Source organism: Bacillus sp. DJP31 (genome assembly GCF_049310945.1).
Taxonomy (GTDB): domain Bacteria; phylum Bacillota; class Bacilli; order Bacillales; family SA4; genus Bacillus_BS.
On record NZ_JBMERO010000001.1, the window covers coordinates 190,510 to 206,976 of the forward strand.

A 16,467-nucleotide genomic window follows, 5' to 3' on the forward strand; every position below is an offset into this window, starting at 1 on the left:
ATTTTTTAAAAATCGAATGTTGAAAATGAAGAATCATTTGAGCTCAATTGTTGTTGCTGATCCACAACATCATAGGTAATTTCTTCATCTGGCTCATTTCGTAATTCAATAATATAGTCAAAATCATCTAATGAATATTCAGTATCTCGAACAAAAATATCTGGATGTTCTACAACCTTTGTAGCGGGAAGTCTCATGATTTCTCTCACTAGCTGCCAGTGTTTTTCATTAGCTCGTCTTGTGGACACAATTCCATCTATAATAAATATGTTTTCTTCATTATATTCGTCCTCAATTAGTTGACTTCGAATAGTTTGTTTTAACAAGGTTGATGATACAAAAAGCCATTTCTTATTTGCACACACACTTGATGCGACAATAGATTCGGTCTTACCAACTCTCGGCATTCCTCGAATCCCGATAAGTTTATGGCCTTCTTTCTTAAACAACTCTGCCATAAAATCAACAAGTAGACCAAGTTCATCTCGAACAAATCGAAATGTTTTTTTGTCATCAGCATCTCTTTGTATATATCGTCCATGCCTGACAGCAAGTCGATCACGAAGCTTAGGCTCTCGAAGCTTTGTAACGGTTATATTATCCATTGTTCTCAGAATTGATTCAAGTCTTAAGATCTGCTCTTGATGGTCTGACAATAAAAGCATTCCTCTTCTCATATCTTCAACACCATTAATAGTAACAATGTTAATGGATAGCATACCTAGCAGTGAAGCGATGTCACCCAAAAGTCCAGGACGATTTATATGTATTTCATACTCAAGATACCATTCCTTCTTCCCCACCTAGATACCCCTCCTTAACAAAAGTAAGCATACATACTATTCTTCACATACTCTTATAATAAATCATTTGGTATCAATATGAAAGGTCAAGAGGTAACAATTCCCGACATATTCACGTACTTATCCATTGTACTATATTTCCTTCTTTACATTAGCTTTACCTTACTCATCATAATTTTAAACCTATATAAAAAGAGAGGGTTGATTCTCCCCCTCTTACTTGCTTCCGTTATTCTCAACTAGCTTAACCATCATGTTTGCAATGGCGTGCTGCTCTTCTGGTGATGCGACACTCCATAAATCTGCAAGCACTTTTTCTTGATCATTTTGTGGTTCAACTTGCTTTGCTAAGTATCCACCAACTTGATATGCAAGGTCATTAACAGTACTTTGTTCCATGCCTTCATTTTCAGCATGATGAAGTCGATTAGCTAAAAAGTCTTTCCATTGTTCCCAGTTATCTAATACAGACATGAGTATTCCTCCTTAATATTGATACAAGGTTATTTTGTCTGTTTCCGCTAAAAATATTCAAAGTTGATTACATTCATAGGTCAAAGAAGTGAACATTCAAAGAAACTTATGTGTGCCAAGCCCCATTAATTGAAATCACCTGGCCATTTAAGTAACAAGCTTTATTCGAAAGTAGAAACGAAACGGTATGGGCAACTTCCTCAGGCTCACCCAATCTACCCATAGGAATTTCATCAACTAATTGATTTATTTCAGTTTCACTGAAGCTTGCAAGCATACTTGTATTAATGGCTCCAGGTGCTACTGCATTTATACGGATATTCGATGGCGCAACTTCCTTTGCTAATGCCTTTACAAATGTGTTTTGACCACCTTTAAGCATAGAATACAATACCTCACAAGAAGCCCCTACAACACCCCAAACAGATGTGATTAAGATGATATTCCCTTTCTTTTTTGAAATCATCGATGGTACGAAAGCTTTAGCTAAAAGAAACGGACTCGTTATATGAAGTTGCACCATTTCATGAACCTTGTTTTCTTCCATGTCCGTTACTAAGCCAAAGTAACTATTTCCACTAACTAAGAGTAAATCATCAATGGGATGGTTGATCTGACATAGTAGATCACTCACTCCATTTTGCTTTGATAAATCAGCTTGAACTAAATAAATTTCTTTATGATCATCTTTATATTGCTCGAGAAGCTTCTCAACACCCTCTTTATTTTGAAAATAATGAAGATAAACACCATAATTCTCCTCAATTAGTTGTTTAGCAATTGCACACCCAATCCCACCACTAGCCCCAGTAACTAACGCAAATTTCTTCCCCATTTTTATCTTCCTTTTAAATTAAAAATTTTTTTCTTATTAAACAACTCTTTTGCAATGGTCTTAGACAGAGGAACTTTTCCCCGAATACGCTTCTCCACTCAACATTAACAAGAACCCAATAAAAAAAGAGATAACAACAACTATATTGTCCATCTCTTTTTTAGCGTCTGTCAAGCTACTTTGGAACAACTTGACAGACCGACATCCTATTTTCATCAATTAAAGAATCAGCACTAGCTTCAATATCAGCAATGGTTAATGATTCCAGAACTTTTACAACATCAAACATATTCATTTTATTAAACGTGTATCTTGTAAACTGGTTTGCAATATATTCCGGAGAATTTAATGCTCGTAAAAATGAGCCGATTTTTTTCTTCTTTACTCTTTCTAAATAGTCTGGTGATAGCGATTCTTTTGTATTTAACAGCATTTGTTTTAGGACTTTTGCCAGTTCGTCTGGTTTCTCACTGTCTCCACCTACTAAACCAAAACCAAATTCGAACTCTTCCGTGTAGTCAAAAGCAAATGTCTCATCAATAAGTCCTTCGTTGTAGAGCTTATCATAGTTCTTTGAGCTTTTACCGAACACCATGTCTAATAATACATTAGTAGACAATTCGTTTCGTAATAATTCCTCCCCTGATTTTCCGGGGTTTAGTACTTTTAAACCAACCATGCATTTAGAGGATTGCACAGACATCTTTAAAACTTGATGATACTGGGCTACTTCATTAGGCTCCTCATCAAAAAACCGCCTGATCTCAGACTGCTTTTGGTATTCTTTCTTTCCCTGATTTTCTCTAATTTGATTCATAATTTTTTCAGGCTCAATTGGTCCAACCACAAACAATAGCATGTTACTTGGGTGATAAAACGTTTCATAACATGTATAGAGCATATCTTTTGTTATTTTTGATATAGATTCAATCGTTCCAGCAATGTCAATGCTAACAGGATGATTCTTGAACATATTTTGAATTAAACCAAAGTATAATCTCCAGTCTGCATTATCCTCATACATGGTGATTTCTTGGCCGATAATTCCCTTTTCCTTCTCTACAGTTTTCTCTGTAAAGTAAGGATCTTGGACAAAATCAAGGAGTGTCTCAAGGTTTAACTCAACGTTTGAAGTACTTGAAAATAAATAGGCTGTCCTAGTAAAGGAGGTGAAGGCATTAGCAGAGGCTCCTTGCTTGCTAAACTGTTGAAAAACATCCCCATCTTCTTTTTCAAATAATTTGTGCTCTAAAAAGTGAGCGATTCCATCCGGAACCTGAGTTGGTTCTTCCTGTCCTTTAGGTACAAATTTGTTATCAATGGATCCATATTTAGTCGTAAATGTTGCATATGTCTTATTAAAACCAAGCTTTGGTAAAATATATACTTGTAATCCATTAGACATGGTTTCGTGATAAAGTTCTTCCTTTAGTTGTTCAAAGACAACTTTCTCCATTATGCCTCCCCCTTTCCTTTTAAGAAGTAAATTGTATCTAGTTGTAGCTTTGACCCTACCTCTAGAATTTGTTCCTTCGTCACTTCTTCAACTAGACGAATCCATTCTTCAACTGGCTGAGTTATTTTACCAAAGACATCATTATACAGAACTTCAATTAATCCTCGAGAGGTATCAATTGTTTCTAATAGTTGATTCACTAATACTGCTTTTGTTTGGTCGATTTCCTGTTCTGTAAACTCTCCATTTTTCATGGCGGTCATTTGCTCTTTAATAATAGTGACCGCTTGTTCATAATTCTTCTCGTCTACTCCAGACATAACCATAAGAAGACCTTTGTGACTCTCTACACGAGAAGCTGCATAATAAGCTAAGCTTGCTTTCTCACGTACGTTTATAAAGAGCTTAGAATGTGAGAATCCTCCAAAAATTCCATTAAAAACCTGCAAAGCATGATAATTCGGGTGACCGTAGGTAATATTTGTTCGATATCCAACATTTAGCTTTCCTTGCTTTATATCCTGTTCTTCAATCACTTCATTCTCTTTTTCAACTTTACTATCTGTTTGAATGAGTGTTTTTGGCTGTCTGCTTTCCAATTTAAATAACTTGGAAACAGATTGCTTTAGTGCGTTAGAATCTACATCACCAACGATATATAAATCAATCTCATCCTCGTTTAATACTTTTTTATAATAGTCATACAAGGATTGAGAGGTTATAGCATCAACTTCATCCCTTATACCGTTTACGTGCAATGAATAAGGCTCATCTTTACACATCTCTTCTACTAAACGTAGACTTGCATATCTCATCTTATCATCAAATACCGATTGAATTCGTTGCTTTAATGACCGTTTTTCCTTTTCAAGAATGGAAGACGAAAATACACCTTCTTCAAGAAACGGATTTAATAGAATGTCAGCCAATAAAGTTAGTCCATGTTCTAAAAGCGGGGTTTGGTCAGAGAGGTACGCTTCGTTAGCAATTTCAACTCTCATTGTAATAATCTGGTACTCCCCTTTTTTTGATAAATCTACATATAAACTTGCCCCATACAAATCATCTAAATGACTTCTTAGGGCAGTAGTTGTTGGGTACATCTCGGTTGCACTTTGAAGGACGTGAGGTAACAATGCCCTTTGTGTTACGTCTACCTTTGATAAGGGTGCCTTTAGCTTTAAGACAAGTGTATTCGTTTTAAACTTTTTAGTTTCAACGATATGCAGGTTCATTCCGTTCACTGTTTCTTTCAATTCATTATCGAGCTTCACCTTTTTTGCCTCCTTCACGGGTAGCTTTAAGCCTTCAGATTAGTGTTTCTTTTTTTCACTTAAATTAAACTATCTTCAATATAACGGTTAGTAGAAAAAGTTTTCAAGTTAGAAGACCTTTTCATCTACAGTTACAATACTCTAAAAACGTTTCCTCTATGCTTTTCAATTGCACGAAAAAGAACCTCAGCTTCCTGAGGTTCTTTTTCGTGAATTTTATCGTTTTCCTTTTTCATATGGGGTTCCTAATGCCTTAGGAGCTTCAGCCCGTCCAACAAACCCTGCAAGTGCTAGAATCGTCAGAACATAAGGAGCTATGGTTAAGTAAATTTTAGGTATTTCTTTTAGGAATGGAATAGACTCACCCGTAATACTTAAGGATTGAGCTAAACCAAAGAATAAAGCAGCACCCATTGCACCTAGTGGATGCCATTTACCAAAGATCATAGCAGCAAGTGCCATAAATCCTTGCCCAGATATCGTGCCTCCAGCAAAGTTTCCTGATATCGATGTTGCATACACTGCACCACCTAAACCTGCAAAGACGCCTGAGAGCATAACGGCAATATACCTCATTTGATTCACTTTAATCCCCATTGTATCAGCTGCCATTGGATGCTCTCCAACAGCACGAAGTCGTAAACCAAATGGGGTCTTATAGATAACATACCAAACAACAAATGCCAGGAGAATGGCTACATATGAAGTGATATATATGTTGGAAAAGAATAAGTCCCCAATAATCGGAATATCAGATAAAACAGGGATATCCCTTTTATAAATACGATTTTCAATAAAGTCTGTTTGACCCTTATTATAAATCTTTTTAATTAGGAAAACGGATAATCCAGCTGCTAAAAAGTTAATGGCTACTCCACTTACGACTTGATCTGCTCTAAATGAAATGGAAGCAACAGCATGTAAAAGAGCAAATAGACCCCCAATTATTCCGCCCATTACAATTCCAATCCAAGGGGAAGCATCTCCGAAGGTGGCTTGTGTGTATAGGGTAGTTAAGATCCCAATAAAAGCACCAAATAACATTAATCCTTCGAGTCCTATATTTACTACTCCAGCACGTTCACTAATAACGCCACCAAGAGCGGTTAAAATTAAAGGGGAAGCAGAATAAATGGCTGCTGGTATGATGAGTGCTAAGATTTCAAGAAGTGACATTTATTTTTTCCCCTCCTTGCTAAAACGAATAAAGACCCATCGAATAATGTAGCTTGAGGCTACAAAAAAGATAATTAAAGCAATGACAATCTCAACAAGTTCTGTTGGAACTAATGCTGCTGATTGCATGGTTAACGCACCAATTTTTAATCCACCAAACAGTAAAGATGCAAAAACAATACCTAGTGCATGATTGGCCCCTAACAAAGCAACCGCAATCCCGTCAAACCCTTGACCTGTAAAACCACCGTTAATGGTCATGTACTGATAGGTTCCAAGTCCTTCCATTGCTCCTGCAACACCTGCAAAGGCACCAGAAATGGACATCGCCAGGATAATGTTCTTAGGCACACTCATTCCAGCATACTGAGAGGCATGTTGGTTGTACCCTACCGATCGTAGCTCAAACCCTTTAGTTGTCTTCTCGAGGATAAACCACATGATCATAGCCCCTATTAACGCCACGATAATACCATAGTGCAAACGAGAGAACTCTGTAAGGTCCATTAAATTTTTAGAGGCTAATGAAGCACTTGCATTAATGTTCGCTGTTTTTTCTCCAGGTACAATTAAGAAGGAACGAATCAATGCGTTCGTTACATGTAGGGCAATGTAGTTCATCATGATTGTAACAATAACTTCATGTACCTTAAGCTTCGCTTTTAAGAGCCCAGGGATAAAGCCCCATAAAGCTCCTGCTAATGCTGCAGCTAAGATTGATAATGGTAAATGAATGATTTTCGGTAAATCAAAAGCAATCCCTACCCATACTGAAGCTAACCAGCCAACTAGCAACTGTCCTTCAACTCCGATATTGAATAGACCCGTTCTAAAAGCAAATGCTACCGCTAATCCTGATAAGATCAGTGGGGTCATCGCGCGGATTGTTTCACCGAATACGTAAGGATCTCCAACAATTCCGTCAAAAAGTGATACATACCCTAGTATGGGGTTATAACCACTTACTAGCATAATGATGGCACCAGCTAACAATCCAAGAAGGACTGCTAATATTGGTATGACAATTCTAAAAAGTCGTTCATTTTTTACTAAGTTTTGCATTAGGATCCACCATCTTTCTTCCGCTTACCGCCTGCCATTAATATTCCTAACTCCTGTTCATTTGTTGATTTTGCATCTAGAATATCAACAATTTTCCCTTCGTAAATAACTGCGATACGGTCACTCACATTTAACACTTCATCAAGTTCTAGAGATATTAATAGTACCGCTTTTCCTTTATCTCGTTCTTCTATAAGTTTAGAGTGAATGAACTCTATGGCTCCGACATCCAATCCACGTGTAGGTTGGGCGGCAATGAGAAGATCTGGACTTCTGTCTACCTCACGAGCAATGATTGCCTTTTGCTGATTACCACCTGAAAGCGAACGAGCAGGCGTATGCTCACTTGGAGTTCTTACATCAAACTCAGCTATCAAGCTTTTTGCCTTCTCATATATCTTTTTAAAATCTAAGATTCCGTTTTTAGAGAATGGCTTCTGGTAATACGTTTGTAGGACCATATTGTCTCCAATAGAATAGTCAAGAACTAATCCATGTTTATGACGATCTTCCGGTATATGTCCAACCCCAGTTTCCGTAATTCTTCTAGGTGAATACCCACTAATATCTTTACCTTTTACTTTAATAGAGCCTGAGGTAACTTTTCTCAGTCCTGTTATCGCTTCAATTAACTGAGTCTGCCCGTTTCCGTCCACACCCGCGATCCCAACGATTTCCCCTCTTGCAACTGTTAAATCCAAGCTGTTTACCGCAGGAACATCTCTAGAATCGTTCACAACGAGCTGACTAATTTGTAATATTTCTTCTCCAATGGTAGGATCAGCTTTTGTTGTTTTAAAATTGACCGCACGACCAACCATCATTTCAGCTAATTCATTAGGATTCGTATTCGATACTGTAACCGTACCAATACCTTTACCCTTTCTAATAACCGTACACTGATCACAAACCTCCATAATTTCCTTTAACTTATGAGTAATCAAAATGATCGATTTGCCTTCTTTGACTAGCTTTTTCATAATTTGAATAAGCTCAATAATCTCTTGAGGAGTTAAAACTGCCGTTGGTTCATCAAAAATCAAGATTTCAGCACCACGATATAGCGTTTTTAATATTTCTACACGCTGTTGCATTCCAACAGAAATATCTTCAATTTTTGCAAACGGGTCAACCTTGAGTCCATATTGCTCAGAAATATTTTTGACTTCTTCAGCTGCTTTAGCAATATTAATCCGGCCACCACCAGATTTTGGTTCAATGCCTAAGATAATATTCTCTGTAACGGTGAAGTTTTTCACGAGCATAAAATGCTGATGAACCATCCCAATTCCAAGACCATTTGCTACATTAGGATCTGTAATTTGAACAGGTTTTCCTTTAACACGGATTTCTCCTTTTTCCGGCTGATAAAGGCCAAATAACACATTCATTAAAGTGGATTTCCCTGCTCCGTTTTCTCCTAAAAGAGCATGAATTTCCCCTTTAGCTAATCGTAAAGTAATGTTATCATTCGCTACGATGCCAGGGAATTCTTTACGTATATCAATCATTTCAATAACATAGTCCAACTTAATCAACTCCTAAGAACATGAGATATTTATTTCACTTCTATCATTAAAGGCTAACATATCTATGTACAGGTCAAAAATGTAAATAGTTAATGGTTTAGATCTCACTTATTTAAAAGTAAGAAATAAAAAGTTAAATGATACCTAAGTTAACCTCTTACTTCTGACTTTTAAGGAAAAATAAAGGCTAGTAATAAATATACTAGCCTTTATAGAACTATTATTTCTTTAGAAACGTTTCATATTCCTCATCAGTTGCGGGTACTTCAATTTCACCATCAAGAATTTTCTTCTTGTACTCTTCAACAAGAGCTAAAGATTCTTCTGTTACATTGTCCGTTGTAGGAGCAATTCCAACTCCATCATTATCTAAACCAAATTCCACGATTTGACCACCTGGGAATTTACCTTCTTTAGCCAGCTTAGATACTTCATAAACAGCTGTATCAACACGCTTAATCATAGAAGTAAGAGTTACGTTTTCTGGCATACCTTCTGCGTGTTGATCTTTATCAACACCGATTACCCAAACCTTCTCACCTTGCTTAACACGGTTCTTTGCTTCAGTGAATACACCGTTACCAGTACCACCAGCAGCATGATAAATAATGTCAATACCTTGGCTATACATAGTATTAGCAATTTGAGTTCCTTTTTCAGGAGCATTAAAGTCTTCAGCATATTGAACAACTACTTCAGCATCTGGATTAGCTGCTTTAACACCAGCTTTAAATCCGTTTTCGAATTTTTTAATTAGTTCACCGTTTACTCCACCAACAAAACCAATTTTATTGGAAGTTGTTTGCAGTCCAGCTACTAAACCTACTAGAAATGAACCTTGGTGTTCTTTAAACGTAATGTTTGCAACGTTTGGCAAGAATTCACCAGCGTCATTTGTTACAACCATATCGACAATTGCAAGATTTGCATCTGGCTTTTGCTCAGCAACAGTTTTAACGTCACCAGCTAATAGGAAACCAATACCATAAACTAAACTATAACCTTCACGAACTAATGCATTTAAGTTCGGTGCATACTCAGTTGCAGCATTAGATTGAAGATACTTGAATCCTTTGCCTTCTTCTAATTTGTTATCTTTACCGAATTGTTGTAAACCTTCCCACGCTGATTGGTTGAATGACTTGTCATCAACTCCACCAGTATCAGTAACTAATGCTACTTTAAATTCTGAAGCGTCTCCGCTACCTTCTGTAGCATTTTCCTTATCTGCTGTTCCACAAGCACCTAAAATAGTTCCTGCAGCTAAGAATAAAGAAAGTGCTAATCCAAACTTTTGCTTTTTCATTCGAATGTTCCCCCTTATTTAGTTGTATCTATTGTCACTATACTAATGACCGTAACCGTTTACATAAAGCCTATTCTTTTTGGTCCCCACCCCCTTAAAATGTACGAAAATGTAATCATTTATTAAATTCGTTTTCTTAAAACATGAAAACTAAATTTATCCGCCTTAAAGTAATTCAAGGAATAGAGAACAGGAACGTCGTTCTGGTCAAAATGCATTTGCTTCAAAAGCAATAACGCTGTCTCAGGCTCACACTCTAAAATGGGTGAAATTTTCTCGTGGTAGCCTAGAGGTTCTATGTATACTACTGCATGAGAAATGGATCTTCCCGCTGTTTCTAATGATTGAAGCAACGATTCTTCATTATGTGAATATCCATTTGGTAAATAGACTTGTGGAATTTTATCTATACAATAGACGACTGGCTCGCCATCTGCTGTTCGGACACGCTCAATTAGTAAAATTTTATCTTCCATCGAAATCTGAAATCTTCTAACATCTTCTTCTGTTGAACCTTGATCAGTGGTTGACAAAAAAATGGTTCCCGGCTTTTTTTCGGCTTGCATAATCATGTTTGTCACACTATTCAATTGTTCTATTCCAGAAGAAAAAAGTGGTTTTGCATTTACAAATGTCCCTACACCATGTCTTCTAATGACAACGTTTTCTTCTTCTAGAATTCGAAGAGCTTCTCTTAAAGTGGCTCGACTTATACCTAATTGTTTTGCTAAATCAAATTCTGAAGGAAGTTTTTCTCGTTCCTTGTATAAACCAATCTCGATATCACCTTTTAATCGATCAATGACCTGTAAGTATAAATGCCTGTTATCTAATTTAATAGTCATATGTCGACCTCCAGTTATATCGTTGAAAATCAAGTTTGTCCGAAGATCTATTAAAAGTCTGATGTCCTACCAAAATGGTATAAACTAATCGTGAATACTATACCACTTTTATAAAAATAAATAAACAGGATTTTAATAAAATTGTCGAATCTTGAAGAATAAAAATCATGCACTATTGGTGATTATACTACAAATAGAAAAGGAAGACTAAAATCCCCCTTGTCTATTTAGATTTTAAGAAGTAGATGCTTCTTCACTCGTGCGAGTAATTAAAACCTCTCTTGGTTTACTTCCTTCATAAGGTCCAACGATTCCTCTTGCTTCCATCGCATCAATAAGTCTTGCAGCACGCGTGTAGCCAACTCGAAATCTTCTTTGCAGCATTGAAACGGATGCCGTTTGCATTTCAACGACAAGTGCAACAGCATCATCATACAATTTATCATCCACTTCATCAGCATGGGCAGTTGTTGATTCTGATGGAATCATATTTGCTTGATATTGTGCCTTCTGCTGTGAGATGACAAAATCAACAACATTCTCTACCTCTTGATCGGAAAGAAATGCTCCTTGAACACGTATAGGTTTAGACATTCCCGCCGGTAGAAAAAGCATGTCCCCTCTTCCTAGTAACTTTTCAGCTCCACCCATATCTAATATGGTTCTAGAATCTATTTGAGACGAGACACTAAAGGCAATTCTCGAAGGAATATTGGCTTTAATAACACCTGTAATAACATCAACTGATGGACGCTGTGTCGCGATAATGAGATGGATACCGGCGGCCCGAGCCATTTGGGCGAGTCTTGTAATCGCATCTTCAACATCTGAGGAAGCGACCATCATCAAATCTGCAAGCTCATCAATAATTACCACAATAAAAGGCAACAAAGGTTGTTTTGCCTCTTCTTCTTGATTTTGACGCTTAATATATTCATTGTAACCCTCAATATTTCTCGTACCCGTATGAGAAAAAAGTTCGTATCTTCTCTCCATCTCAGACACAACCTTTTTCAATGCTTGTGCAGCTTTTTTAGCATCTGTTACAACAGGTGCTAGCAAATGAGGAATTCCGTTGTACATGTTTAATTCAACCATCTTTGGATCAATCATCATCATTTTGACTTCATGTGGTTTTGTTCTCATCAAGATGCTTGTAATGATGCCATTAATACATACACTTTTCCCGCTCCCAGTGGCCCCGGCAACAAGTAGATGAGGCATTTTATTTAACTCAGCTACTACAGCTTCACCTGAAATGTCACGACCTAAGGCAATCAATAGTTTCCCATCCTTATTACCATTATGTGGGGAATCTAAAACCTCACGTAATGTAACCATAGATACTTCTTCATTCGGAACCTCAATTCCAATCGCTGATTTACCTGGGATAGGAGCCTCAATTCGAATATCCTTAGCAGCTAGAGCCAATGCTAGATCATCGCTTAAATTAACTATCTTACTAACTTTCACTCCTACATCAGGGTATACTTCATATTTCGTCACTGCAGGACCTAAATGAACTTTTTTTACTCGTGCTTTTACTCCAAAGCTCTCAAATGTGCGTTCTAATTTTCGGATGTTGACCCGAATCAATTCATTGTCTTGACCACTTGTCTTATTGTTTGGCAGAGACAAAATATCAAATGGTGGTAACTGATAATCTAAATTTTCCTCTTCAACAAAAGTAATCTTAGGCGATTCCACTTCATCGACCACAGGTTCCTCCACTAGATTCTGAGTATTTGATCTTGCTTCAGAACTGGTCACCTGAGAGCTATCATTTTGACGATCCTGAAAATTCGAAATAACTGGCTGAATAATTGCTTCTTCTTCATGAGGATAAATCGTTTCTTCATCTCCAACTAACTCTTCTGTGGAAGCAGTTGTTTCTGTTGGGGAGTTTCTCTTTTTTGTTTTAGCTTTTTTAGAAGCAGCTTGTCCCTTTTTTTGAAACAATGAAAGAATATCTGCTTTAAAAGAGGTGAATTGTTTATTCATAAGATGATAGATTGGAACCACTAATTTACTCAAAACATCCTTAAGGGATTTTCCTGTTAGTAAGATTGCTCCGATAATCATCAATAATAGGGCAAACAATTCTGTGCCTTTAGCCGCAAATAATATGTGGAATAGAGCAAACAAAACGGCTCCAATCATCCCACCACCTAAATCCTCAACAGCGGTTCCACCACTAATTTCCGTTTTGAAAAGTTCAAACGTATTTAGAATGACAGAAGGCTCTTTTAATGCGCTCTTCTCGATGAGTGGCTCAAAAAGTTCAACATGACTAAATAATAGTAATGAGGCAATAATTAAATAAGCACCAATAGCACGCAAATGAAATAAAAATGGATTTTGCCGTTTCCATATATAATAGATCGATAGTCCTAAAAGCCCAAGTAACATGATCATATACCACTGACCCATAAAGAAACGAGTGAACTTTGTTAAGATTTGCCCGACTATTCCTAGCCCTAAAATCGCAATGATTGTCATGGTAAACAGAGTTAAACCAATTAATTCGAATTTTATTGTATGCTTCCAATCCAGCTTATTTCTTTTTTGTCGTTGCTTCTGTTTTGCCATTTTCACACCCCAGATTTTTCTTATGTCTACCCTCTATTATAAAGAGAAGTTTTCCATAAGTTCAATCATTTGTGTGAAATAAAAAAAGAACTTAAGAATTTCTCAAGTTCATTAGTAAAGCTTATTGTATCGAGATCGTACTCCCCGGCAAATATTCGTCGTTTAAAAAATGCTGAGGATCTGAACTTAATAAACGAACGATACGGTAGCCTTGATCTTCATTTCTTTCAACTAGCATTGATACACCGCATACTTCAACAAATAGTTGATTTGAAAATTGTGTCTCATCTGGCGGATATATCAACTCGGCTGGCATCATTGTGTATAGTATCATTGCAGCATCTTCCCATTCTGTTCCGTTTGGCCATGTTCTTCGATTAGTTCATTTAATTTGGCAATAGCTTTTCCTATTCCACCTACCTCATTAATTAGCCCGTACTTTACAGCATCCTCACCAACAACATTTGTCCCAATATCTCTTGTTAAATTCCCTTTAGAAAGCATGAGTTCCTTGAATCTATCTTCGGTAACATTTGAATGCTTCGTTACAAATCTGACCACTCTATCCTGCATTTTATCTAAGTATTCGAACGTTTGTGGCACTCCGATTACGAGTCCTGTTAGACGTATAGGATGTATGGTCATGGTTGCAGTTTCAGCGATAAATGAATAATCAGTCGAAACTGCAATTGGAACACCGATAGAGTGACCTCCACCTAACACAATCGAAACTGTTGGTTTTGATAAAGAAGCAATCATTTCTGAAATAGCAAGTCCTGCTTCAACATCTCCACCTACAGTATTTAAGATGATTAAGAGACCCTCGATTTTCGGATTTTGTTCAATGGCAACAATTTGCGGTATAAGGTGTTCATATTTCGTTGTTTTATTTTGTGGTGGCAGTTGAATATGACCTTCAATCTGGCCAATGATTGTTAGGCAGTGAATTTTAGAATCATTTCCCATTTGTGGAACATTTGTTTGGCCAAGCTGCTGGATTTTATCTATTAGACCCTCTTTCGGATCTTCCTTTTTCTCGTGGTCTTGATTGGGTTGTTGCTCTGAAACTTTCGGTTTCTCCTGTGACATGAATTTCTCCTTTCAATCAATAAGATACACTTAGTATAAACTGTCCTTTTTTTTTCATTCCATTATGTTGAAACTTTAGAACATAATAGAGTCACATATAAAATCTAGTAAATTAAAAAAATGCCTATCTCTCCCTTAGGAAAGATAGGCATTAATTATGCTTCCATAATAATCGGTAAGATCATCGGTCTGCGTTTTGTTTTTTCATATATATATTGGTTAAGTGAATCTCTTATGCTGATTTTTAGTGACGTCCAATCAACCACTTGATCTTGAATACATTTCTTCATGATATCGTTGACTACATTAGTTACATCAACTAGAAGCTTCTCGGATTCTCTTACATAAACAAAACCTCGAGAGATAATCTCTGGACCAGCTAATAGCTCTCTTCGATTTTTACTTAATGTTACCACTACAACTAAGATTCCATCTTGAGATAATAGTCTCCTATCCCTTAAGACGATGTTACCAACATCTCCAACACCTAAACCATCTATCAGGACATTGCCTGCATTGATTTTGGGACCATACGTAGCCTTTTGGTTTATGAAATCAATTACTTCGCCCTTTTCTAGTATAAAAATTTGATTTTCTGACATACCCAGTGATTGAGCAACCTTTGAGTGGGCCTTTTGCATTCTAAACTCACCATTGACCGGAAGTAAATACTTAGGTTTCATCAAGTTTAGCATGAACTTTATATCTTCTTGATTCCCATGTCCAGAAACATGAATTTTAAGATACCCATAAATAACATTTACCCCTGTACGATATAAAAGATCTACAGATCTAGCGATACTAACTTCAGTGGCAGGTGTTGGTTCTGCTGCAACGATAACCGTGTCCCCTGCTTTAATTTGAACCTGTTTATGTGTTCCTTTAGCCAGTTTAGAGAGAACAGTTACGGGCTCTCCCTGATGGCTAGATACTATGATCGCTATCTCAGAATCAGAGAATTTTGATGCTTCATTCCAATGAATGATTGTCTCTTCTGGAATAGATAAATAGTCCAACTTTTGGGCCATTTCAATGATTTTAGCTAATTTATGGCCTGCACACACGACTTTTCTATTGGATTCTTTTGCTGCTTGTATTATATATTGTATTCGTTGAAGGTTGGTTGCATAGGTAGCAACAATAATACGACCTTCTGTCTTGAAAAATTCTTTATTAATTTCTTGCCCTACTTCGTTTTCAGAACCAGAGTAACCGGGTCTCTCTGCATTGATACTGTCAGATAATAAACATAAAACTCCCTTATTTCCGATCCCGGCCATTTTATCTATATCAGAACCATAAATACCAATTGAAGTTTGATCAAATTTATAATCTCCAGTATGTACGATAGCTCCTTGCGGTGTGTCAAATATAAGTCCGATTGAATCTGGAATACTATGTGTCGTTCTAAAGAAGGAGACTTCTACTTGATCGAAAGAAAGTGTTGTATGATGATTGATTTCAATCAGATTAAGTGTTAAGTCTTCGTCCTCTAGTTCTTCTTTTGCTAGTGCTAGTGTTAGCTTGGTACCGTATACAGGAACCGAAAGCTTTCTAAGAACGAACGGAAGACCACCAATATTCTCTTTATGACCATGAGTTAAAAAGATCCCTTTAACTTTTTCTTTTTTCTCAACTAGATATGAAATGTCCGGAATAACCATGTCAATTCCAAGCATTTCATCAGCTGGTATCATTAAGCCAGCGTCCATAATAAATATTTGGCTGTTTGTCTCAAGGACATACATATTTTTGCCAACTTCACCGGCTCCCCCAAGGGAAAACACTTTAATTCTCTCTGTCTCTCTAGTACTCAATGCCATATCCTCCTAATTATTTAAAGATCCGTACAAATCCACATTCACATTATAACTGATGACAGAATTGTAATTCAAGTTAATTTATAGTAGAGAAGTCTTGAACAAGAGGCGCAATCGCCTCGTTTAGCCCAGGCAAAGCAAATGTTCGCGAAGACACAAAGGCGCTTTTTGCCTTTTGTCTTCGCGAACATTTGACCTCGAGGGGCTGG

The 16,467-nt window shown here is 36.9% G+C and carries 14 protein-coding genes; all 14 read right to left on the reverse strand.

Annotated elements, in window-relative coordinates; all coding sequences use genetic code 11:
- Nucleotides 1–5: 5 nt before the first annotated feature.
- Nucleotides 6–803: a DUF3388 domain-containing protein gene (locus ACOI1C_RS00995; RefSeq protein ID WP_422507082.1), complete on the reverse strand. Its 798-nt coding sequence runs from the start codon at nt 801–803 to the stop codon at nt 6–8.
- 216 nt (nt 804–1,019) lie between these two features.
- Entirely contained in the window at nt 1,020–1,277 is a 258-nt protein-coding gene (locus tag ACOI1C_RS01000; protein WP_422507084.1) for a DUF3243 domain-containing protein, read from the reverse strand.
- A 106-nt stretch (nt 1,278–1,383) separates the two neighbouring features.
- Nucleotides 1,384–2,112 (reverse strand): elongation factor P 5-aminopentanone reductase, encoded by a 729-nt coding sequence (ymfI, locus tag ACOI1C_RS01005; RefSeq protein ID WP_422507086.1) that lies wholly within the window; start codon nt 2,110–2,112, stop codon nt 1,384–1,386.
- A 175-nt stretch (nt 2,113–2,287) separates the two neighbouring features.
- Complete coding sequence (gene yfmH, locus ACOI1C_RS01010; protein WP_422507088.1) at nt 2,288–3,568, reverse strand: EF-P 5-aminopentanol modification-associated protein YfmH; 1,281 nt, start codon at nt 3,566–3,568, stop codon at nt 2,288–2,290.
- Nucleotides 3,568–4,842 carry an EF-P 5-aminopentanol modification-associated protein YfmF gene (gene yfmF, locus ACOI1C_RS01015; RefSeq protein WP_422507090.1) on the reverse strand — a complete coding sequence of 425 codons (1,275 nt, stop codon included), beginning with the start codon at nt 4,840–4,842 and terminating at the stop codon, nt 3,568–3,570. Before yfmF ends, yfmH begins: the two co-directional genes overlap by 1 nt.
- Nucleotides 4,843–5,058: 216 nt before the next feature.
- A complete protein-coding gene (locus ACOI1C_RS01020) occupies nt 5,059–6,018 on the reverse strand; it encodes an ABC transporter permease (protein WP_422507092.1) in 960 nt (319 codons plus the stop codon).
- Nucleotides 6,019–7,080, reverse strand: a complete 1,062-nt coding sequence (locus ACOI1C_RS01025) for an ABC transporter permease (protein ID WP_422507094.1) — start codon at nt 7,078–7,080, stop codon at nt 6,019–6,021.
- Nucleotides 7,080–8,609, reverse strand: coding sequence for an ABC transporter ATP-binding protein (locus ACOI1C_RS01030; protein ID WP_422507096.1), 1,530 nt, complete (start codon nt 8,607–8,609; stop codon nt 7,080–7,082). Before ACOI1C_RS01030 ends, ACOI1C_RS01025 begins: the two co-directional genes overlap by 1 nt.
- Before the next feature lie 220 nt (nt 8,610–8,829).
- Nucleotides 8,830–9,915, reverse strand: coding sequence for a BMP family lipoprotein (locus ACOI1C_RS01035; RefSeq protein WP_422507098.1), 1,086 nt, complete (start codon nt 9,913–9,915; stop codon nt 8,830–8,832).
- 122 nt (nt 9,916–10,037) lie between these two features.
- Nucleotides 10,038–10,760: a GntR family transcriptional regulator gene (locus ACOI1C_RS01040; RefSeq protein ID WP_422507100.1), complete on the reverse strand. Its 723-nt coding sequence runs from the start codon at nt 10,758–10,760 to the stop codon at nt 10,038–10,040.
- Nucleotides 10,761–10,994: 234 nt separating this feature from the next.
- The gene (locus tag ACOI1C_RS01045; protein WP_422507102.1) at nt 10,995–13,349 is read right to left on the reverse strand and encodes a DNA translocase FtsK; all 2,355 of its coding nucleotides are present in this window, start codon (nt 13,347–13,349) and stop codon (nt 10,995–10,997) included.
- Between the two features lie 121 nt (nt 13,350–13,470).
- A complete protein-coding gene (locus ACOI1C_RS01050) occupies nt 13,471–13,683 on the reverse strand; it encodes a YlzJ-like family protein (RefSeq protein WP_422507104.1) in 213 nt (70 codons plus the stop codon).
- Nucleotides 13,680–14,438: a ClpP family protease gene (locus ACOI1C_RS01055; protein ID WP_422507106.1), complete on the reverse strand. Its 759-nt coding sequence runs from the start codon at nt 14,436–14,438 to the stop codon at nt 13,680–13,682. Before ACOI1C_RS01055 ends, ACOI1C_RS01050 begins: the two co-directional genes overlap by 4 nt.
- Nucleotides 14,439–14,593: 155 nt before the next feature.
- A complete protein-coding gene (locus ACOI1C_RS01060) occupies nt 14,594–16,255 on the reverse strand; it encodes a ribonuclease J (RefSeq protein WP_422507108.1) in 1,662 nt (553 codons plus the stop codon).
- Between the last annotated feature and the right edge of the window lie 212 nt (nt 16,256–16,467).

What these genes read in the sequence shown, in the direction of transcription:
- ACOI1C_RS01000 (WP_422507084.1), bottom strand. Translation starts at nt 1,277, where the DNA reads ATGTCTGTATTAGATAACTGGGAACAATGGAAAGACTTTTTAGCTAAT.
- ymfI (WP_422507086.1), bottom strand. Translation starts at nt 2,112, where the DNA reads ATGGGGAAGAAATTTGCGTTAGTTACTGGGGCTAGTGGTGGGATTGGG.
- yfmH (WP_422507088.1), bottom strand. Translation starts at nt 3,568, where the DNA reads ATGGAGAAAGTTGTCTTTGAACAACTAAAGGAAGAACTTTATCACGAA.
- ACOI1C_RS01020 (WP_422507092.1), bottom strand. Translation starts at nt 6,018, where the DNA reads ATGTCACTTCTTGAAATCTTAGCACTCATCATACCAGCAGCCATTTAT.
- ACOI1C_RS01025 (WP_422507094.1), bottom strand. Translation starts at nt 7,080, where the DNA reads ATGCAAAACTTAGTAAAAAATGAACGACTTTTTAGAATTGTCATACCA.
- ACOI1C_RS01035 (WP_422507098.1), bottom strand. Translation starts at nt 9,915, where the DNA reads ATGAAAAAGCAAAAGTTTGGATTAGCACTTTCTTTATTCTTAGCTGCA.
- ACOI1C_RS01040 (WP_422507100.1), bottom strand. Translation starts at nt 10,760, where the DNA reads ATGACTATTAAATTAGATAACAGGCATTTATACTTACAGGTCATTGAT.
- ACOI1C_RS01045 (WP_422507102.1), bottom strand. Translation starts at nt 13,349, where the DNA reads ATGGCAAAACAGAAGCAACGACAAAAAAGAAATAAGCTGGATTGGAAG.
- ACOI1C_RS01050 (WP_422507104.1), bottom strand. Translation starts at nt 13,683, where the DNA reads ATGATACTATACACAATGATGCCAGCCGAGTTGATATATCCGCCAGAT.
- ACOI1C_RS01055 (WP_422507106.1), bottom strand. Translation starts at nt 14,438, where the DNA reads ATGTCACAGGAGAAACCGAAAGTTTCAGAGCAACAACCCAATCAAGAC.